This window comes from Halomarina rubra (genome assembly GCF_023699475.1).
Taxonomy (GTDB): domain Archaea; phylum Halobacteriota; class Halobacteria; order Halobacteriales; family Haloarculaceae; genus Halomarina; species Halomarina rubra.
Window position 1 is genome coordinate 167162 of the sequence record NZ_JALXFV010000001.1, and the last position, 19088, is coordinate 186249.

The window sequence follows — 19088 nt, forward strand, 5'->3', positions numbered from 1 at the left end:
CGCACCACGAGCGCCCCCATGCACATCAAAGAGCTCGTCCTCGACGACTTCAAGAGCTTCGGCCGGAAGACGAGAATCCCGTTCTACGAGGACTTCACCACCATCAGCGGCCCGAACGGCTCGGGGAAGTCGAACATCATAGACTCCGTGCTGTTCGCGCTGGGTCTCGCACGCACCTCGGGCATCCGCGCGGAGAAACTCACCGACCTCATCTACAACCCCGACGACGACGGGACGGAGTTCACCGGCGAACGCGAGGCGAGCGTCGAGGTCGTCCTCGACAATTCGGACGGCACGCTCTCGCACTCGCAGGTGACGACCGCCGCCGGGACGGACAACGTCGGCGACACCGACGAGATAACCATCAAACGCCGGGTGAAACAGACCGAGGACAACTACTACTCGTACTACTACCTCAACGGTCGCTCGGTCAACCTCTCGGACATCCAGGACCTGCTCGCACAGGCCGGGGTCGCCCCCGAGGGCTACAACGTCGTGATGCAGGGCGACGTGACGGAGATCATCAACATGACCGCCGGGTCTCGTCGGGAGATCATCGACGAGATAGCGGGCGTCGCGGAGTTCGACGCCCGGAAGGCCGACGCGATGGACGAACTGGAGGTCGTCGAAGAGCGCGTCGACGAGGCCGACCTCCGCATCGAGGAGAAACAAGAGCGCCTCGCCCAACTCGAAGACGAACGCGAGACCGCCCTCCAGTACCAGGGGCTCAAGGAGGAACGCGAGGAGTACGAGGGCTACCTGAAGGCGGCCGAACTCGAAGACAAGCGCGCCGACCTGGGGAAGACCGAGGGCAAAATCGAGCGCGACGAGGAGAAACTGGCCGACCGTCAGCGCGCCCTCGACGAGAAGCAGGGCACCGTCGTCCGCCTCGAAGAGGACCTCGAGGACCTCAACGCGGAGATCGAACGGACTGGTGAGGACGAACAGCTCCGGGTCAAACGCGAGATGGAGGAGGTCAAAGGCGAAATCTCGCGCCTCGAAGACCAGGTGGAGAGCGCTCGCGAGCGCATCGAGGAGGCCGAGAACAAGCGCCGACAGGCGTTCGTCAAGGTCGACCGCAAGCAGGAGACCGTCGACGACCTCCACGCGAAGGTCCGGAACATCAAGGTCGAGAAGGCGTCGCTGAAGGCCGACGTCCAGGAGAAGGAGGCCGAACTCGAATCCGTCGAGGCGGACATCGCCGCCGTCGACGACGAGTACGAGCAGTTGAAGACCGACCTCGCGGACGCCCGAGAGCGACTGGAGGACGCCAAGGCCGAGAAGAACGAACTCCAGCGCGAACAGGACCGCCTGCTCGACGAGGCGCGACGACGCTCGAACGAACAGCGCGAGTTGCGAGAAGAAATCGAGGAACTGGAGGCCGAGATTCCGGACCTGAAGGCCGACCTCACCGACCTCGAAGCCGAACTCGGGAAACTGGAGCAGAACAAGGAGACCATCGAGTCGGTCGTCGACGACCTGCGCGGCGAGAAGTACGAACTGCAGGACGACCTCGACGCCATCGAGGACGAGGTCAGCGCGGCCCAGGCGGAGTACGCCGAACTCGAAGCGAAGGCCGGCCAGTCCGGCGACACCTCCTACGGGCGTGCGGTGACGACCGTCCTGAACGCCGACGAACAGGGCGTCCACGGCACCGTCGGCCAGCTCGGGGGGGTCTCCGCACAGTACGCCACCGCGTGTGAGACCGCCGCCGGCGGTCGCCTCGCGAACGTCGTCGTCGAGGACGACGGCGTCGGCCAGCGCTGTATCGAGTTCCTGAAGTCCAGAAACGCGGGCCGGGCGACGTTCCTCCCGATGTCGAAGATGCGGGGACGCTCGCTACCCTCGCTGCCGAACGACGACGGCGTCGTCGACTTCGCGTACAACCTCATCGACTTCGACCCGATGTACGCGGACGTCTTCTCGTACGTCGTCGGCGACACGCTCGTCGTCGAGGACATGGCGACCGCCCGCGACCTGATGGGGAAGTTCCGGATGGTCACGCTGGAGGGCGACCTCGTCGAGAAGTCCGGCGCGATGACTGGTGGCTCCCGGTCGGGGTCTCGGTACTCGTTCGCTTCGGGTGCGGGCCAACTCGAACGCGTCGCCAAGCGCATCAACGACCTCGAAGAGAAACGCCAGTCCGTCCGCGAGGACCTGCGCGACGTGGAGTCGCGTCTCGACGACGCCCGCGACCGGCAGGCGAACGCCGCCGACAAGGTCCGGGACGTCGAGAACGACATCGCCCAGACCGAGAGTCGTATCGAGGAGATTCACGACACCATCGCGGCGAAGGAGGAGGAACTCGACGCTATCGACGACGACCGCGAGACGGTGTCCGAGCGCATGGACGCCCTCGAAGCCGACATCGCCGACCAGGACGAGACCATCGAGGGAATCGAGTCCGAAATCGCCGACCTCGAAGCCGAACTGCGGGACTCGGAGGTCGCCGAACTCACCGAACGCGCCGAGGCCATCCGCGAAGAGGTCGCGACGCTCGACGAGGAGGCGGACGACCTCGACGGGACGCTCAACGAACTCCAACTGGAGAAGCAGTACGCCGAGGAGGCCATCGAGGACCTCCACGACGACATCGAGAGCGCCCAGAACCGCAAGGCCGAGGCCGAAGAGCGCGTCGCCGAACTCGAAGCCGAAATCGAGGACCAGAACGAACTGCTGGAAGAGAAACGCGAGCAGGTCGCGGACCTCGAAGACGAACTCGCCGACCTCAAGGAGGAACGCAACGACCTGAAGGCGGACCTCCGCGAGGCCAGAGAGGAACGCGACGCCGCCAAGGAGAAACTGGGTCGCGTCGAGTCCCGTCTGGAGAACGCCCGCGAGAAGCGCGACCGCCTGGAGTGGGAGGTCGACGAACTCGCCGCCCAGGTCGGCGAGTACGACCCCGAGGACGTGCCCGACCACGAGACCGTCGAGAAGGAGATCGCCCGCCTCGACGGCGAGATGGAGGCGCTCGAACCGGTCAACATGCTCGCCATCGACGAGTACGACGCCGTCGCCGAGGACCTCGCGGACCTCGAAGACAAGCGTGCGACGCTCGTCGAGGAGCGCGACGGCATCGTCGAACGCATCGAGGGGTTCGAGGCGAAGAAGAAGGAGACGTTCATGGAGTCGTACGAGGCCATCCGCGAGCACTTCGAGGACATCTTCGAGCGCCTCTCCAGCGGGTCGGGCACGCTCGTCCTCGAAGACGAGGCCGACCCGTTCGACGGCGGTCTGACGATGAAGGCCCAACCCCGAGACAAGCCCGTCCAGCGTCTGGACGCGATGAGCGGCGGGGAGAAGTCCCTGACCGCACTGGCGTTCATCTTCGCCATCCAGCGCCACAACCCCGCGCCGTTCTACGCGCTCGACGAGGTCGACGCCTTCCTCGACGCCGCCAACGCCGAGGCCGTCGGCGAGATGGTCGACGCGCTGGCCGACGACGCGCAGTTCGTCGTCGTCTCCCACCGCTCGGCGCTGCTCGAACGCTCCGAGCGCGCCATCGGCGTGACGATGATGGACGACAACGTCAGCGCCGTGACAGGCATCGACCTGAGCAGTCAGGGGGTGCCGGCGGATGATTGACGACGAGGAGTCACGCGAGCAGGAGCGAGCCGACCGCGAGGCGTTCTACACCGACGGCGGCCAGGAGATAGCAGACGGCGTCTCGCTGAACATCGCGGGCCACGACGAGCGCAAACGCGAGCGCGAGAACGGGCACGACGACGCGGCCGCGCTGTTCGGCGACGAGGACGGCGACACGGAGGACACACCGACCGTCGACGCTCCCTCGGACCTCCCGACCGACGACGACGGCGAGGAGGTCGAACCCGTCGAACTGCTCGTCCAACTGGCCGACCGTGGCGAGATAGAGCCGTGGGACATCGACATCGTCGCGGTCACCGACGCGTTTCTCGACGCACTCGACGACGCCGACATCCGTACCGGTGGCCGCGCGCTGTTCTACGCGAGCGTCCTCCTGCGGATGAAGTCCGACGCGCTGATGGAGTCCGACGACCCCGAGGAACCGGAACCGTGGGAAGAGCCGTGGGACGCCCCACCCGCAGACGCCGACGAGGACTGGCGACCGGACCCGTTCGACGCGCTCGACCGGGAGATGGACCGCCGACTCGAACGCAAGCGCGCTCGGGGGATGCCCGAGACGCTCGACGAACTGGTCCGAGAGTTGCGCGAGGCCGAACGCGGGTCGTGGTGGAAGGAGTCGCGAACCTACGACACGAGCGACTCGCCGAAGGGCTTTCGACGCGGGACCCAGACCCTCGACTACCACACCGCCGACGACCTGCGCCTCGACGACGAACCCACCGCCGACGACGTGACCGGCACCGCCCACCAGGAGGACATGGAGACGACTATCCAGCACGTCTACCGCGACCTGCGCGAGCAGTACGACGCGGGCCGGAGCGAGGTGCTGTTCGCCGAAGTCGAGCAGTCCGGCGGCGCGCGCGTCGAGACGTTCCTCGCGTTGCTGTTCCTCGCACACCGCAAGCAGATTCGCCTCGAACAGGACGAACTGTTCGGCGACCTCTGGATTCAGGACCCGGCGGCGGCGGACGCGCCCGCCGAGGCCGTCGCCGACTGACGCGACTGGACCTGTTCTCCCCACGATTTATCACTCGCCATACACACGTCCGTCCATGGCCCGCCCCCGGTCCCTCTCGGATGCGGTGGGAGACCTCCTCCCGATTGCCGCGTTCGTCCTCCCGGCACTCGCGTACAGCGCCGCACACGACGCCGGAATCGTCGGCGAGACCGCGGGCTACGCGCTCGCCACGTTCTACGTCGTGGTGGCAGTGCTCGCCAACCACCGTGAGTATTCGGTGTCGACGTTCGGGTGGACACGGAGCGTCGACACCGAATCGGTCGAAGAGTGCGACGACCGCTGTGCGTCCTGCGACGGTCCCGTCGCGACCGGTCTCGAACGGACCTACGCCGAGCAGTTCGTCGCCTTCGGCTACCCCCTGACGACGGGCGACTGGGGCGAGAACACGTACTGTGCGGCGTGTGCCACCGAGGAGTTCCCGGGTGAGCACCGCCGTTCGCACGACGAACGCGATGTCGCACAGGACGCAGAGGAACGGACCGACGAACTCGACACCGCGTAGTGTGACGAGAGCGCCGTTCTACAGGTACTCGCCGGCGAGCAGGTCCACCTGTTCTTTGGTCGCGTCGGGAATCTCCTCGCTGGGCGTGTTGATGGTGCCGTCGAGCGCGTGCCCGCAGTCACAGTCGCGCTCTGCGGGGAGGTGCTCGATGGCGTGGTCGATGACCCGCTTGATGGCCGTCTCGTTGGCGGCGGCGTTCTCCAGCACCTCGTCGAGCGTGACTTCGGCGTCCTGTTTCCAGACGTCGTAGTCGGTGATGCCGGTGATGGTCGCGTAGCACATCTCGGCCTCGCGGGCGAGTTTCGCCTCGGGGATGGCGGTCATTCCGACGACGTCCCAGCCCTGCTGGCGGAAGAACTCGCTCTCGGCGCGCGTCGAGTACTGCGGGCCTTCGATGCAGACGTAGGTGCCGCCCTTCTCCGCGCCCTCCTCGGTCGCTTCGTTCGCCGAGTCGGTGAGGTGGTCGACCATGTGCGGGCAGTACGGGTCGGCGAACCCCATGTGGACGACCATCCCGTCGCCGAAGAAGGAGTACGGCCGGTGGGAGGTGCGGTCGAATATCTGGTCGGGCACCAGCAGCGCCTGTGGCGGGAGGTCCTCGCGGAGGCTCCCCACGGCGTTGGAGGCGAGGATGCGCTCGACGCCTAACTGCTTCAGGGCGTGGATGTTCGCGCGGTACGGCGCGTTCGTCGGGTTGTACTGGTGGTTGCGGCCGTGGCGCGGGAGGAAGGCGACTTCAGTCCCGGCCATCTCGCCGACGGTGACGGGTGCGCTCGGTTCGCCGAACGGTGTCGTCACGTCCTCCTCGCGGACGTTCGAGAGGTCGAGCGCGTCGTAGATTCCACTGCCACCGATGAACCCTATCATACCTCTTGCTCCCGCGTGCGCCGCTAAAGCCTGACGGAAAACGACCATGCCGTTCGCGCGTCTCTTGGCGCCCGTGACTTCCGTGCCCCTCGCCGCGACGGTCGACAACGACCCGCTCGCGCTGGCCGCCGACTTCCTCCGGGCGGTCCGGTACGGCGACCCGACGACCGCACACGAGCGCACTCTGCGTGACCTCGACCCCGACGTACTCGCGGCGACGCTCGACACCGACGAACGCAGGCTGGCGTTCTGGCTGAACGTCTACAACGCCTCCGTTCAGGTGCTCCTCGACGCCGCGCCCGAGCAGTTCGCGGACCGTCGTCGGTTCTTCTCCGCGCCGGTCGTCGCCGTCGCCGGCCACGACCTGAGCCTGGACGACATCGAACACGGCATCTTACGCCGGTCACGGCACTCGCTGGGGCTGGGGTACCTCCCGCGTCGGGCCGACGCGTTCGAGCGGACCCACCGCGTCGACGAGCGCGACCCGCGAATCCACTTCGCGCTCAACTGCGGGGCCGAGAGCTGTCCGCCCATCCTCGCGTACGACCACGAGACCGTCGACGAACGACTCGACACGGTGACTGCGGGCTACCTCGACACGGAAGTCGAGTCCGACGCCGAGGGCGACGTGGTCCGGGTTCCCCGACTGTTGCTCTGGTACCGCGGGGACTTCGGCGGTCGTTCGGGTATTCTCGACCTGCTCCGGGAGTACGACGCGGTCCCGGCCGACGCGTCCCCCCGTCTCCGCTATCGCTCGTACGACTGGTCGCTCGCGCTCGACCGGTTCGCCGACCGAGCGGGCGGTCGCAGGCCCGAACGCACAGGCGGGAGCGAGGACGACGACTCAGACGGTGCACCACGCGAGTAGCTGGACGACGACGAGCGCGACCATCGCGGCGACGCTCGGGAACGGCACGCGCCGTTCGGTGTACCCCGCCGCGCCCCACACGGACAGCGGGAGGACGAGCAGGCTCGCACCCGCGACGACGACCGGGAGTACGCCCCCCGCGAGGAGCGCGAGCGACCCGAACGCGACCACGACGCACCCGACGTACAACGTTCGGAGGCGTCGCGGTGCGAGTCGGGTGACGAGCGTCCGTTTCCCGACGGCGGCGTCGGCCCGCCGGTCGGGCCACTGCGTCGCCAGCAGGTTCGCGAACACGAGTGAGAACAGCGGGACGCACGCGAGCAGTGTCGTCGCCAGCGGCCCGCCGAGCACGGCCGCGCCGTACGTCGGCAGGAGGAGACCGCCGAGTACGGCGTTGTCGAGTTCGCCCCACCCCCGCCAGGCGAGTTTCAACGGCCCGACGGAGTACTGCCAGCCGAAGACGGCGACCACTGCGAGCAGCGCGAGCGCGGGGAGCGGGAGGACGCCGAGCACTGCACCGACGAGCGCGAGCGCCGACCCGACGCCGAGCGCGACGACACCCGCGCGGAGGGCCATCGTCCGCGGGAGACCGGTCCGAGCCAGTGCACCGCTCCCGCCGGAGAAGGGCGTCCGGTCGGTCAGTGCGTCGGTCTCGTGGTCGGCGAACTCGTTGGCGTCGTGGACGCTCGCGGCGACGCCGAGCAGGGCGGCCGCCCCGACGACGAGCGCGGCCCAGTCGAGGGTCGCGCCGCTCGCCAGCGCTATCTTCGCACCCAGCGCGTAGACGGCGAGTATCAGGAGGAGCTGTGAGGGGCGGCTCAGCTTCCAGTACGCCCACAGGCGGGTCCGTGGCCCCAGCGACGGCTCGGCGGCCGCGCTCGTCGTCGGTGCCCGGTCCATACGCGAGAATCGGTCGCTCGGTGCCTAAACACGCCGGTCGGGTCCGGAAGTCGTCGGTCGCTGTGCGTGTCGGAGGTCGGTCGCGCGCTCGTCAGTCGGCGAGTCGCCAGGTGCCGCCCGAGGAGGCGATGACGTCGCGGCGTTCCATCTCCTGAAGGACCTCGTCCATCCGGCCCGGCTGGGCGATCTCCATCTCGATGCGCTCGACCTGGTGGTACTCGTTGAGGAGGTGGCGGATGTCGTCGCGGGTGTAGGGACCGTCGTCGTCGCGCTCCATCACGCCCGAGATGACGTCGGTCATGTCCTCGATGAAGTTCCACGGGTAGACCATCCACGTCCACTCCTCCAGGCGCTCGCCGATGAAGTCGGGTTCGAACCCGCTTGTCTGGAGCAGTTGGAGCGAAGCGGTGCGGACCTCGCCGGGGTCGCGTTCGGCGACGTACTCCTCGGCGCGACGGAACGACCCGCCGGTGTCGGCGATGTCGTCGATGATGAGGACGTCCTTGCCCTCGACGCTCCCCTCCGGCATCGGGTAGCGCACCGTCGGTTCGCCGGACTTCTGGGCGGTGCCGACGTAGTGTTCCATCTTCAGGCTCGCGAGGTCGTCCAGTCCGAGGAAGTCACAGACACACCGACCCGCGAACCAGCCCCCGCGCGCGAGCGCGACGACGACCTCTGGCTCGAACTCGGCGCGCTTGATGTCCTCGCTCACCTCGCGACAGAGGTCGTAGACGTAGTCCCAGTTGGTGATGGTGCACTTGAAGTCGTCCGGGAGGTCGCTCATTCCTTCCGTCAGTCCCCGGCCACCGACCATAAGGGTTTACAGCCGTGGTTCGTGCGGTGACGCCACGCACACCTCACGACGCGCCGCCGAGACCGTCTCGACCCGGTCAGTAGCTCCGGTGGGTCGCCGACCCGACGTCGACGCGGACGAGCGTGTTCTCGCCCTCCCAGGCGTCCTCGGGGACGCCGTACCGACGGTTGATGGCACGGTTCGCCGTCCGGGTCGCCGCCTCGTCGTCGACGACCGACGCGGTCCCGAGCACCGTGACGTGCCACTCGGGGATGCCCGCCGAGGCGCGCTCTATCGACAGCGCGACCCGCGGGTTCGCCCGCAGGTTGGCGAGCTTCCGCCCGCTGGTGACGAGTTCGACGACGCCGTCCTCGTAGCGGAACCACAGCGGCGCGACGTGGGGTCGACCATCGTCGCAGGTCGCGAGGTGGGCGGTCACGGGGTCGCCTGTGAGCAGTCGTTCGGCCTCCGCGGGGACGTTGGCTCCCATACCCGACGGGACGTGTCGAGCGAGGAAAACGTTCGTCCCGTCGACGTGGTTCGTCTCGACTCGCCGCCACGTTTCCCCCACTCACCGCCACGGCACGTCTGCCGCCCGTCAGACGACGACACCGACCGGCTACAGGTGTAGACGTGAACCACAAATACATCCACTCGTGAGTGTGCGACATGACACCAAACGCCAGCACGCCCGTCGACGGTGCAGTCGAGCGCCCTCGCTCGTGGCTCTACTGTGAGACCTGCGAGTGGACGCGGACGGTCCGGTCGGCGTCCTGCCAGTCGGCGTTCGCGCTGGCCGAGGAGGACGCCCGGATGCACGCGGCGCTGACCGACTACGAGGGCGAGAGCCACCGCGTCCACGCCATCGACGCCGAGACGGGGCAGGTCGTCGTCCGTGACTGACCACCAGTAGTCGGCGCGTCCCCGCCCGCCTCGACTCTCCCGGCCCCGAGATTGAAACCACCCCGCCGCGATTGGGTCCGTATGGACACCCGACGCACGCTCCTCGTGGACGCGTTCACCGACGACCCGTTGGCGGGGAACGCCGCGGGACTGGTCCCCGACGCCGAGGGCCTCGACGAGGGGCAGATGCAGGCCATCGCCCGCGAGTTGAACGCCAGCGAGACGGCCTTCCTCACCGACAGCGAGGAGGCCGACCGCCGCATCCGCTACTTCACGCCCGAGACGGAGGTGAACCTCTGTGGGCACGCCACCGTCGCGGCCCACGCGTTCCTCCACCGGGCCGAGGCCATCGACGACGGGACGCACTCGCTGGCGACGAACGTCGGCGTCCTCGACGTCGAGGTCGAGAGCGACGGGACGGTGTGGATGACCCAGGCCCCACCCGAGACCCACGCCGTCGACGTGGACTACGAGGAGGTGGCGGCGGCCATCGGCGTCGACCTCGACGCGCTGACCGACCTCGAAGCCGACCTCCCGCTGGGGTGGGCCTCGACCGGTCTCGCCTTCCTCTGTGTCCCCGTGACGTTCCTCGACGCACTCGGGGAGGCCGACCCGGACATGGCCGCCGTCGAGGCGCTGTGTGAGGCGGTCGACGCCACGGGCGTCTACGCGTTCACGTTCGACACCATCGACCCCGACGCGACGCTCCACGGCCGGATGTTCGCGCCCGGCGCGGGCGTCCCCGAGGACCCCGTGACGGGCACCGCCAGTGGGGCGGTGACGGCGTACCTCCGCGAACACGACGCGCTCGATTCGTACGCCGACCTCGCCTACGAACAGGGCCACTTCGTCGACCGGCCCGGGCGGGTCCACGTCCGGTACACCGAGGAGGTCCACGTCGGGGGACGCGCGGTCGTCACGCTCGACGGAGAACTCGCCGTGCCCGACCCCGACGAGGAGGACATCGTCGTCGCGTAACCCCACCAGCGACCCGGAGAGTACGCGATTTCGTATCTGCGTGAACTGTCCCGATGTCGTGGGTAGCGGCCCGCTACCGCCGGGTTACGCGGTGGGAAACGGTTGGGAGGTTCGGAAGGTTCTTTAGCGGTTCCGTTGACGGACCCGATACGCAATGGCTGTACTCTGGCTCGACGAAGTGGGGTCCGACGACCTCGCCGCCGTCGGTGGAAAGGGCGCGTCGCTCGGCGAGTTGACGGGCGCGGGCCTCCCCGTCCCGCCCGGGTTCGTGGTGACGGCGGGCACGTATCGTACCTTCATCGAGGAGACCGGCATCGACGAGGAGCTGTTCGCAGCCGTCGACGTCGACTCCGACGACTCGAAGGCGCTGGCTGCGGCCTCGAAACGGGCCGAAGAACTCATCCTGGAGACCGACATCCCCGAGGAGATGCGCCAGGGCATCCTCGACGCCTACGACGAGATGGGCGACGGCGAGGCGTTCGTCGCGGTGCGTTCCTCGGCGACGGCGGAGGACCTTCCCGACGCGAGTTTCGCCGGCCAACAGGAGACCTTCCTCAACATCACCCGGAAGGACCTGGTCCAGCGCGTCAAGGAGTGCTGGGCGTCGCTGTTCACCCAGCGGGCTATCTACTACCGCGAGGAGCAGGGGTTCGACCACGACATCGTCGACATCGCCGTCGTCGTCCAGCAGATGGTCGACGCCGAGAAGTCCGGCGTGATGTTCACCTCCCACCCCTCGACCGGCGAACCCGAGATCATCATCGAGGCGGCGTGGGGTCTCGGCGAGGCCGTCGTCAGCGGTTCGGTCTCCCCCGACAACTACGTCGTCGACCGCGAGAGCGCGACCGTCGAGGAGGTCACCGTCGCGGACAAGAAGATGATGATGGAGAAGGACGCCGAGACGGGCGAGACCGTCGAACGCGCCGTCGCCGACGACATGCGCAACCAGCAGGTCCTCGACGACGCCGAGATTCGACGTCTCGTCGAACTCGGGCGCATGGTCGAGGACCACTACGGCGTCCCCCAGGACGTCGAGTGGGCTATCTTCGAGGGCGAGGTGTACATGCTCCAGTCCCGCCCCATCACGACCATCTCGGAGTCGAGCGCGGCCGCCGCCAGCGCCACCGACGGCAGCGGCGTGCAGGCGATGGACGAGGGCGACAACGAGGTCATCCTGAAGGGGCTCGGCGCGAGCCCCGGCGTCGCCAGCGGTCCCGTCCGCATCGTCGACAAACTCGACGAACTCGACAAGGTCGGCGAGGGAGACATCATCGTCACCGAGATGACGACTCCCGACATGGTGCCCGCGATGAAGCGCGCGGCGGGCATCATCACCGACGAGGGAGGGATGACCTCCCACGCCGCCATCGTCTCGCGTGAGCTCGGCGTTCCGGCGGTCGTCGGCACGTCCAGCGCGACCCGCGAACTGGAGGACGGCCAGGTCATCACGCTCGACGGCGACAAGGGCACCATCCGCAGCGGGAAGGTCGCCTCGAAGGACGAGGAGAGCGACCCGCTCGACGACGTGCGCCCACAGAACCCCGTCAAGCCGATGACGGCGACGGAGGTGAAGGTGAACGTCTCCATCCCCGAAGCGGCCCACCGTGCGGCCGTGACGGGCGCGGACGGCGTCGGCCTGCTCCGCGTCGAGCACATGATCCTCTCGACGAACAAGACGCCCGAGCGCTACATCCGCGACCACGGCGCGGACGAGTACATCGAGGAGATCGTCGGCGGCATCCAGTCGGTCGCCGACGAGTTCTACCCGCGACCGGTCCGGGTCCGCACCCTCGACGCGCCGACCGACGAGTTCCGACAGTTGCAGGGCGGGGAGGACGAACCCAAAGAGCACAACCCGATGCTCGGCTACCGGGGCATCCGGCGCTCGCTCGACACGCCCGACGTGTTCGCCCACGAGTTGGAGGCGTTCCGCCGCCTCTACGACATGGGCTACGACAACGTCGAGATCATGTTCCCGCTGGTCAACGACGCCGAGGACGTCATCCAGGCGCGGAACCTCATGCAGCAGGCCGGCATCGACCCCGACAAGCGCTCGTGGGGCGTCATGATCGAGACGCCCGCCAGCGCGCTCTGTGTCGAGGAGATGGCGAAAGCCGGCATCGACTTCGCCTCGTTCGGGACGAACGACCTCACGCAGTACACGCTGGCCGTCGACCGGAACAACGGCAACGTCGCCGACCGGTTCGACGAACTCCACCCCGGCGTCCTCAAACTCATCGGCGAGACCATCGAGACCTGTCGCGAACACGGCGTCAACACGAGCATCTGCGGGCAGGCCGGCTCGAAGCCCAAGATGATTCGCTACCTCGTCAACGCTGGCGTCTCCTCCATCTCGGCGAACATCGACGCGGTGCGCGACGTCCAACACGAGGTCAAGCGCGTCGAACAGCAGCTCCTGTTGGACTCGGTGCGGTAACCGGGGTCCGACGCGGCGGCCCCGGTTCCCGGGGACTGCCACCCACTCATCTACTTTCTGGCCGGTCGCGAACCCCACGTGCTTTTTCCCGTCGCCGACGGACGAGGGCGTATGTCCACCCGACAGCTTCGACGCGCCCTCCCCGTCGTGGCGATGGCGCTGCTGCTCGTCACGGCCGGCTGTTCGCTCCCCGGTGGTGGCGACGGCACGCCGACGGCCGGGTCGCCCGAGCCGACGACCGGGACGACGACGCCGAGCGCGACCCCGACGACGAACGGGACGCCGGGCGACGTCTCGATAGCGGGCGTCGAGGACGGCCGGGTCGTCGACGCGAGCGCGCTCGCCGCGGCCCACGAGGAGGCGCTGGCCGCCGACAGCATGGAGACGCGACTCGTCCAGGACGCGAGCATCATCGTCCCGACGGGGCCGAACTCCTCGCAGGTGGCGAACGCGACCATCGTCCAGCAGGTCGTCGCCGAGGCCGGCGGGCAGCCGTACCGCTACCGCCTCGAACAGCGAGGTATCGGCTTCACCGCGCAGGTCTGGGGCAACGACTCCGTCGAGGTGACGCTGCCGAGTCAGGCCGGCGAGACCCAGCCACCGCGCGTCGGCGAGCCACAGGACCGCTCGCTCATCACCTCGACGAACGCCATCGGGACCTACCTCGACCGCGGGAACTACACCGTGACCGGGACGACCACCGAGGGCAACCGGACGCTCGTCACGCTCGAAGCCGACGAGTTGACCGTCGAGAACGACACCGACCTGTTCGTCCGCGGAGCGAGCGACTTCGAGAACTACCGTTCGACGGTCGTCGTGAGCGAGGACGGCGTCGTTCGGTCGCTGGAGATCACCGCGGAGTACACGCTGCGCGGCGAGCGCCGGGACCTCTCGATCACCTACGAGGTCCTCCGACAGGGCAACGTGAGCTTCGAACAGCCGGAGTGGGCCCGAACGGCGCTCGCGTCGACGACGGCGACCGAGGAGCCCGTCGGGACGGCCACACCCGCCTGACGGTCCGACAACGCAACCGATAAACGCGCGAACCCGGTATCGAGGGGTAATGCAGCGGCCGGAACCGCAGGAGTTCGCACGGGTGCTGTCGTCGATGTGCACCGAACCGCACCCAGCGGCCCGTGCGGCGGCCGAACGCTACCTCGCGACCAACCCCGGCGACCCGGGCACCTACGGGGCGGTCGCCGACCTCGAACGGGAGGCCGTCGAGATGCTCGGCGCGGTCACCCGCCTCGACGACCCGACGGGCTACGTCACCTCCGGGGGGACCGAGGCCAACATCCAGGCGATTCGCATCGCCCGCAACCGAAAGCGCGACGTCGTCGACCGGCCGAACGTCGTCGTCCCCGACCACGCCCACTTCTCGTTCACGAAGGCCGCCGACCTGCTGAGCGTCGACATCCGCCGTGCACCGCTCGACGAGGACTACCGTGCGGACCCCGAGGCGATGACCGCACTCGTCGACGGGGACACCGTCGGCGTCGTCGCCGTCGCCGGGTCGACGGAGTACGGTCGGGTCGACCCGGTTCCGGCCCTCGCCGACCTCGCACACGACAGCGACGCCCTCCTCCACGTCGACGCGGCCTGGGGCGGGTTCGCCCTGCCGTTCACCGACCACGCGTGGGACTTCGCCGACGCGCCCGTCGACACCATGACCATCGACCCGCACAAACTCGGGCAGGCGGCGGTGCCCGCCGGCGGGTTGCTCGCGCGCGCCCCGGCGCTGTTCGACACGCTCGCCGTCGACACGCCGTACCTCGAATCGACCTCGCAGGTGACGCTGACGGGGACGCGCTCGGGAGCGGGCGTCGCCAGCGCCGTCGCCGCGATGGAGGCGCTGTGGCCCGACGGCTACCGCGCGGAGTACGAACGCGCCCAGGACCTCGCCGAGTGGTTCGCCGACGAACTCCGCGACCGTGGCTACGACGTTGTCGACCCGACGCTCCCGCTGGTCGCGGTGGACGTCCCCACCGACACCGTCGAGGCGCTGCGGGAGGCGGGGTGGCGACTGTCGAAGACCGGCGCGGGCGAGGCGCGCGTCGTCGTCATGCCCCACGTCACCCGCGGGATGCTGCGGGCGGTGCTGGCCGACCTCGACCGACTGGGGTAACACACGTAGCCCTCCGTGGGGGCGGGGGCTACGACTGTTTCACGCAAGGCTTACACACGAACGCCCGAAGCCAGAAACGTGAACCTCATGGCCCTCGCCGCGGTGTTCCAGGCGCTGCAGAGCGGCGTGCTCGAAGCGCTCCGACTCGCCGTCGAGACGGCGACCGGTCCGGCGGGGCTGCTCGTCATCGCGGTCTACTCGTTCCTCATCGCGATCGTGTTGCCGCTTCCGAGCGAAGTGGTGCTGGCGGCCCCGCTCAACCTCGGTCTCGGCGAGTGGGGGACCTACGCCGTCATCATGCTCGTCAGCGGTCTGGGGAAGGCCGCCGGCAGCGTCGTCGCGCTCAGAATCGGTAACGAAGCCAAGGAGTACGGGCCGCTGATTCGGGCGCTGAAGCGCTCGCGGTTCGACATCATCTCGTGGTCGGAGAAGCGGACCGTCGAAATCGCGCGCAAGTGGGGGTACGTCGGACTGGCGGTGGCGCTGTCGATACCGTTCTTCCCCGACACGCTCTCCATCTACGCGTTCACCGTCCTCGAGGAGGACTACGTGAAGTTCTCCATCGCGACGTTCGTCGGGTCGGTCGGTCGCCTGGTCGTCTGGCTGGCCGGCGCGCACGCTATCGCGGCGGGGCTGACGATTCTGGGCTGAGTCGGAGTCGGTCGGCGGTCGGACGGTCGCTCTCCTTATCGTTTCAGGTGGTTTAGACGAACTATGGCCGTTCGACGTCTCACTGGGCAGACCGTACTGGGTGGTGCAATCGTCCTCCTCGGACTCCTCCTGCTCGTGAACACGACGGGCGTGGCCGACACCAGCGCCCTGCTGGTGTACGTCCCCTCGCTGTTCGTCCTCGTCGGCGTCTACGCGCTGGTTCGCAGTCGGTTCCACAACCTGTTCGGACCGGTGCTCGTCGTCGTGGTTGCGGGGGCGGCGCAGGTCGTCGCGCTCGGGTGGGTCGCAGCCGACGACCTCGTCGCGCTCTGGCCGCTGTTGGTGGTGCTGTTCGGCGTCTCGGTCCTCGCCGGGCGGATGCGGGCACGGGCGACCGCGAGTGACGACGCGTACGTCGACGCCTTCGCGCTGTTCGGCGGTGTCGACCGGCGGGCGACCGGCGACACGTTCACCGGCGCGACGCTCACGGCGGTGTTCGGCGGGACGGAACTCGACCTCCGCGACGTGAGGCTCGCCGAGCGCCCCGCTCGCGTCTCAGCGACGGCGCTGTTCGGCGGAGCCGAGGTCGTCGTCCCCCGTGACTGGCGCGTCGAGGTGGACGTGGTGCCACTCTTCGGCGTGGCGGAGGACGAGCGTCCGCGCCGGGCCGACGAACACGAGACGGTGGACCTCGTCCTCACCGGGTTCACGGCGTTCGGTGGCGTCAGCGTCAGCGATTGACTTTTGTAGCTCGGTCGTCGACGAACTGCCATGCTCGCAGCACGGCTCTCGCGGACTCTTTCGATGCGGATGGAGCCGTCGCTGCGGCGGTGAATCGTCACCCCGGACCCTCATACGGTCGTTCGGTGACGTGAACCCGTCGCGCCGTTCTCGCACCGACAGCGACCCGCTTCGACCGCCGCGTCGACGCGACCCACCACACCACCGATGGACACACCACACCAACCACCGAAATCGGCGGGCTTTAGGCCCGCGCACGAGGCATCGCACGTATGAGCCACGAGGAGTTCCCGACCGAGGAGACGGCCGTCGTCACCTGCGGCCTGCCGTACGCGAACGGCGACCTACACATCGGCCACCTCCGCGGCAACGTCGGCGCGGACATCTACGCCCGCGCGCTTCGCCGTCTCGGCCAGCAGACCGCCTACGTCTGCGGGTCGGACATGCACGGCACACCCATCGCGGTCAACGCCGAACAGGAGGGCGTCGACCCCGAGGAGTTCGCGCTGCGCTACCACGACCAGTACGAGGAGACGTTCGCGGGGTTCAACGTCGACTTCCAGAACTACGGCCACACACGCGAACCGTCGAACGTCGAGTTGACCCAGGAGATCGTCGCCACGCTCGACGAACGGGGCTACGTCTACGAGAAGGAGATCCTCGTCGCCTGGGACCCCATCGAGGACCAGCCACTCCCCGACCGCTACGTCGAGGGCACCTGTCCGTACTGCGGCGAGAAGGCCCGCGGCGACGAGTGCGACGAGGGCTGTGGGCGGCACCTCGAACCCGGCGAGGTCGAGGACCCGGTCTCGACGGTGACCGGTAACCCCGCGGAGTACCGCGAACGGCCCCACAAGTTCTTCGAACTGTCGGCGTTCCAGGAGTATCTCCAGGGGTTCATCGACCGCCTCGAAGGGACGTCGAACGCCCGCAACCAGCCCCGCGAGTGGATAGAGGGCGAGCTACAAGACTGGTGTATCACCCGCGACCTGGACTGGGGCATCGACTACCCGGACGAGGAGACGGACCTCGTACTGTACGTCTGGGTCGACGCGCCCATCGAGTACATCGCGGCGACGAAGGACTACTCCGCACGCGTCGGCAGCGACACGTACGACTGGGAGACGGTCTGGAAGGAGTCGGGCGAGATTGTCCACGTCATCGGCCCGGACATCATCCAGCACCACACCGTGTTCTGGCCGGCGATGCTCCACGGCGTCGACTACAACGAACCGCGTGCCGTCATGGCGAGCGGGTTCGTCACGCTCGCGGGCGACGGCTTTTCGACCTCGCGAAATCGTGCGGTGTGGGCGCGCGAGTACCTCGACGAGGGGTTCGACCCCGACGCGCTGCGGTACTACCTCGCCACCCAGAGCGGGTTCCAGCAGGACCTCGACTTCTCCTGGGAGCGGTTCCAGGAGAAGGTGAACTCGGACCTCGTCGGGACGGTCGGCAACTTCGTCTACCGGTCGCTGCTGTTCGCCCAGCGCAACTACGAGGGCACCCCGGATGCGGTCGTGAGCGACGACGTGCGCCACCGCATCGAGTCGGCCATCGACGACTTCGCGGAGGGCGTCAACGACTACTCCGTCCGCAAGGTCGGCAACGCGGTCACCGACCTCGCGCGGTTCGGCAACGAGTACATCCAGCGCAACGAGCCCTGGAAGCTCACCGACGAGGACCCCGAGCAGGCCGCCCAGGTCATCCGGGACTGCGTGCAGCTCGTGAAGGCCATCGCCGTGTTGTTCCAACCGGTCGCTCCCGGCGCGGCCGACCGAATCTGGGCGCAGTTGAACGAGGACGGTGTCGTCGCCGACGCGACGTTCGAGGACGCGCTGGCCGCGCCGCCGGCGACGTTCGACGCCCCGACGGAGCTGTTCGAGAAGATAGAGGACGAGCGCGTCGAGGAGCTCAACGAGAAGCTCGCCGAACGCACCGAGTCGCCCGACGACGAGGTCGAAGGCCGCGACGAGACCGACGACACCGCCAACGCGGACGAGACGGTCGACGTCCACGCCGACGTCGAGGCGCTCGCCGACGAACGCATCGGCTTCGACGACTTCCAGGCGCTCGACCTGCGCGTCGGCGAGATTCGCTCTGCCGAACCCATCGAGGGGGCGGACAAGCTGTTGAAACTGGAGGTGGACATCGGCGTCGAGACCCGGCAGGTCGTCGCCGGCCTCCGGCAGTTGCACGACGCCGAGACGCTCCCGGGGACGCGCGTCGTCCTCGTCGCGAACATGGAGAAGGCCGAACTGTTCGGCACCGAGTCGAACGGGATGGTGCTCGCCGCCGGCGAGGAGGCCGACCTGCTGACGACCCACGGCGACGCGCCGCTGGGGACGAAGGTCAGGTAACCGCGACGGACAACCGAGCCTCTTCCCGCACACCGTTCGCCACGCTCACCTCGCTCGCACGTCGCCGGTCGGACAGCTTTTTCGCCTGGGAGTCGTAGAGTCGGGTATGAGCGACGACGACTGGCGGTTCAGCACCGACGAGGTGGGCGACACCGCGTCGGCCGACGACACCGCCGCCACGGACGACCGCCCCGGCGAGGGCGTCCTCGGCCGCACCGACGGCGCGTTCGACGACCCCGAACCGCAGTCCATCGCCGCCGAGAACGTCTTCTTCGTCCTGCTCGGCGCGGCGACGATGGTCGGAATCATCGCGCTGCTGGTGGTCTGAGGTCAGGGGAAGCG

17 protein-coding genes are annotated in these 19088 nt (G+C 68.3%); 13 read left to right on the forward strand and 4 right to left on the reverse strand.

Annotated features, from left to right (window positions below):
- The first annotated feature begins 18 nt into the window (after positions 1 to 18).
- The 3 genes from smc to M1L36_RS00965 are packed head-to-tail and all read left to right on the forward strand — an operon-like array spanning position 19 to position 5126.
- Positions 19 to 3585, forward strand: coding sequence for a chromosome segregation protein SMC (smc, locus tag M1L36_RS00955; RefSeq protein WP_250871827.1), 3567 nt, complete (start codon positions 19 to 21; stop codon positions 3583 to 3585).
- Positions 3578 to 4603 (forward strand): segregation and condensation protein A, encoded by a 1026-nt coding sequence (locus M1L36_RS00960; RefSeq protein WP_250871828.1) that lies wholly within the window; start codon positions 3578 to 3580, stop codon positions 4601 to 4603. Before smc ends, M1L36_RS00960 begins: the two co-directional genes overlap by 8 nt.
- 55 nt (positions 4604 to 4658) lie before the next feature.
- Positions 4659 to 5126: a DUF8108 domain-containing protein gene (locus M1L36_RS00965; protein WP_250871829.1), complete on the forward strand. Its 468-nt coding sequence runs from the start codon at positions 4659 to 4661 to the stop codon at positions 5124 to 5126.
- Positions 5127 to 5144: 18 nt separating this feature from the next.
- On the opposite strand, the gene mtnP is transcribed toward M1L36_RS00965, so the two are convergent.
- Positions 5145 to 5993, reverse strand: coding sequence for an S-methyl-5'-thioadenosine phosphorylase (gene mtnP, locus M1L36_RS00970; protein ID WP_250871830.1), 849 nt, complete (start codon positions 5991 to 5993; stop codon positions 5145 to 5147).
- A 73-nt stretch (positions 5994 to 6066) separates the two neighbouring features.
- Here mtnP and M1L36_RS00975 point away from each other — a divergent pair, with 73 nt between their 5' ends.
- The gene (locus M1L36_RS00975; RefSeq protein WP_250871831.1) at positions 6067 to 6861 is read left to right on the forward strand and encodes a DUF547 domain-containing protein; all 795 of its coding nucleotides are present in this window, start codon (positions 6067 to 6069) and stop codon (positions 6859 to 6861) included.
- Here the strand turns inward: M1L36_RS00975 and M1L36_RS00980 are convergent.
- The 3 genes from M1L36_RS00980 to M1L36_RS00990 all read right to left on the reverse strand — a co-directional run bounded on the left by M1L36_RS00980 (position 6838) and on the right by M1L36_RS00990 (position 9044).
- A complete protein-coding gene (locus M1L36_RS00980) occupies positions 6838 to 7761 on the reverse strand; it encodes a prenyltransferase (protein WP_250871832.1) in 924 nt (307 codons plus the stop codon). The two genes, M1L36_RS00975 and M1L36_RS00980, sit on opposite strands and share 24 nt — an antisense overlap.
- Before the next feature lie 91 nt (positions 7762 to 7852).
- Positions 7853 to 8545 carry a phosphoribosyltransferase gene (locus tag M1L36_RS00985; protein ID WP_250871833.1) on the reverse strand — a complete coding sequence of 231 codons (693 nt, stop codon included), beginning with the start codon at positions 8543 to 8545 and terminating at the stop codon, positions 7853 to 7855.
- A gap of 106 nt (positions 8546 to 8651) precedes the next feature.
- On the reverse strand, positions 8652 to 9044 hold the full coding sequence (locus M1L36_RS00990) for a pyridoxamine 5'-phosphate oxidase family protein (protein ID WP_250871834.1): 393 nt from the start codon (positions 9042 to 9044) through the stop codon (positions 8652 to 8654).
- Positions 9045 to 9223: 179 nt separating this feature from the next.
- Here M1L36_RS00990 and M1L36_RS00995 point away from each other — a divergent pair, with 179 nt between their 5' ends.
- From M1L36_RS00995 to M1L36_RS01035, 9 genes are all read left to right on the forward strand, one after another.
- Positions 9224 to 9457, forward strand: coding sequence for a hypothetical protein (locus M1L36_RS00995; protein WP_250871835.1), 234 nt, complete (start codon positions 9224 to 9226; stop codon positions 9455 to 9457).
- Between the two features lie 81 nt (positions 9458 to 9538).
- Positions 9539 to 10435 (forward strand): PhzF family phenazine biosynthesis protein, encoded by an 897-nt coding sequence (locus M1L36_RS01000; protein ID WP_250871836.1) that lies wholly within the window; start codon positions 9539 to 9541, stop codon positions 10433 to 10435.
- A 154-nt stretch (positions 10436 to 10589) separates the two neighbouring features.
- Positions 10590 to 12872 carry a phosphoenolpyruvate synthase gene (gene ppsA / locus M1L36_RS01005; protein ID WP_250871837.1) on the forward strand — a complete coding sequence of 761 codons (2283 nt, stop codon included), beginning with the start codon at positions 10590 to 10592 and terminating at the stop codon, positions 12870 to 12872.
- Between the two features lie 111 nt (positions 12873 to 12983).
- Entirely contained in the window at positions 12984 to 13886 is a 903-nt protein-coding gene (locus tag M1L36_RS01010; protein WP_250871838.1) for a hypothetical protein, read from the forward strand.
- Positions 13887 to 13935: 49 nt separating this feature from the next.
- Positions 13936 to 14997: a tyrosine decarboxylase MfnA gene (gene mfnA / locus M1L36_RS01015; protein ID WP_250871839.1), complete on the forward strand. Its 1062-nt coding sequence runs from the start codon at positions 13936 to 13938 to the stop codon at positions 14995 to 14997.
- Positions 14998 to 15084: 87 nt separating this feature from the next.
- Positions 15085 to 15648, forward strand: a complete 564-nt coding sequence (locus M1L36_RS01020; RefSeq protein WP_250871878.1) for a YqaA family protein — start codon at positions 15085 to 15087, stop codon at positions 15646 to 15648.
- 63 nt (positions 15649 to 15711) lie between these two features.
- Positions 15712 to 16389, forward strand: coding sequence for a LiaF transmembrane domain-containing protein (locus M1L36_RS01025; RefSeq protein WP_250871840.1), 678 nt, complete (start codon positions 15712 to 15714; stop codon positions 16387 to 16389).
- Between the two features lie 272 nt (positions 16390 to 16661).
- The gene (gene metG, locus M1L36_RS01030) at positions 16662 to 18746 is read left to right on the forward strand and encodes a methionine--tRNA ligase (RefSeq protein ID WP_250871841.1); all 2085 of its coding nucleotides are present in this window, start codon (positions 16662 to 16664) and stop codon (positions 18744 to 18746) included.
- 106 nt (positions 18747 to 18852) lie between these two features.
- A complete protein-coding gene (locus tag M1L36_RS01035; protein WP_250871842.1) occupies positions 18853 to 19074 on the forward strand; it encodes a DUF7312 domain-containing protein in 222 nt (73 codons plus the stop codon).
- Positions 19075 to 19088 lie beyond the last annotated feature (14 nt).

What these genes read in the sequence shown, in the direction of transcription:
- M1L36_RS01010 (WP_250871838.1), top strand. Translation starts at nt 12,984, where the DNA reads ATGTCCACCCGACAGCTTCGACGCGCCCTCCCCGTCGTGGCGATGGCG.
- M1L36_RS00995 (WP_250871835.1), top strand. Translation starts at nt 9,224, where the DNA reads ATGACACCAAACGCCAGCACGCCCGTCGACGGTGCAGTCGAGCGCCCT.
- M1L36_RS00985 (WP_250871833.1), bottom strand. Translation starts at nt 8,545, where the DNA reads ATGAGCGACCTCCCGGACGACTTCAAGTGCACCATCACCAACTGGGAC.
- M1L36_RS01020 (WP_250871878.1), top strand. Translation starts at nt 15,085, where the DNA reads ATGGCCCTCGCCGCGGTGTTCCAGGCGCTGCAGAGCGGCGTGCTCGAA.
- M1L36_RS00990 (WP_250871834.1), bottom strand. Translation starts at nt 9,044, where the DNA reads ATGGGAGCCAACGTCCCCGCGGAGGCCGAACGACTGCTCACAGGCGAC.
- mtnP (WP_250871830.1), bottom strand. Translation starts at nt 5,993, where the DNA reads ATGATAGGGTTCATCGGTGGCAGTGGAATCTACGACGCGCTCGACCTC.
- M1L36_RS01035 (WP_250871842.1), top strand. Translation starts at nt 18,853, where the DNA reads ATGAGCGACGACGACTGGCGGTTCAGCACCGACGAGGTGGGCGACACC.
- M1L36_RS00960 (WP_250871828.1), top strand. Translation starts at nt 3,578, where the DNA reads ATGATTGACGACGAGGAGTCACGCGAGCAGGAGCGAGCCGACCGCGAG.
- M1L36_RS01025 (WP_250871840.1), top strand. Translation starts at nt 15,712, where the DNA reads ATGGCCGTTCGACGTCTCACTGGGCAGACCGTACTGGGTGGTGCAATC.
- mfnA (WP_250871839.1), top strand. Translation starts at nt 13,936, where the DNA reads ATGCAGCGGCCGGAACCGCAGGAGTTCGCACGGGTGCTGTCGTCGATG.
- smc (WP_250871827.1), top strand. Translation starts at nt 19, where the DNA reads ATGCACATCAAAGAGCTCGTCCTCGACGACTTCAAGAGCTTCGGCCGG.
- metG (WP_250871841.1), top strand. Translation starts at nt 16,662, where the DNA reads ATGAGCCACGAGGAGTTCCCGACCGAGGAGACGGCCGTCGTCACCTGC.
- ppsA (WP_250871837.1), top strand. Translation starts at nt 10,590, where the DNA reads ATGGCTGTACTCTGGCTCGACGAAGTGGGGTCCGACGACCTCGCCGCC.
- M1L36_RS00980 (WP_250871832.1), bottom strand. Translation starts at nt 7,761, where the DNA reads ATGGACCGGGCACCGACGACGAGCGCGGCCGCCGAGCCGTCGCTGGGG.
- M1L36_RS01000 (WP_250871836.1), top strand. Translation starts at nt 9,539, where the DNA reads ATGGACACCCGACGCACGCTCCTCGTGGACGCGTTCACCGACGACCCG.
- M1L36_RS00965 (WP_250871829.1), top strand. Translation starts at nt 4,659, where the DNA reads ATGGCCCGCCCCCGGTCCCTCTCGGATGCGGTGGGAGACCTCCTCCCG.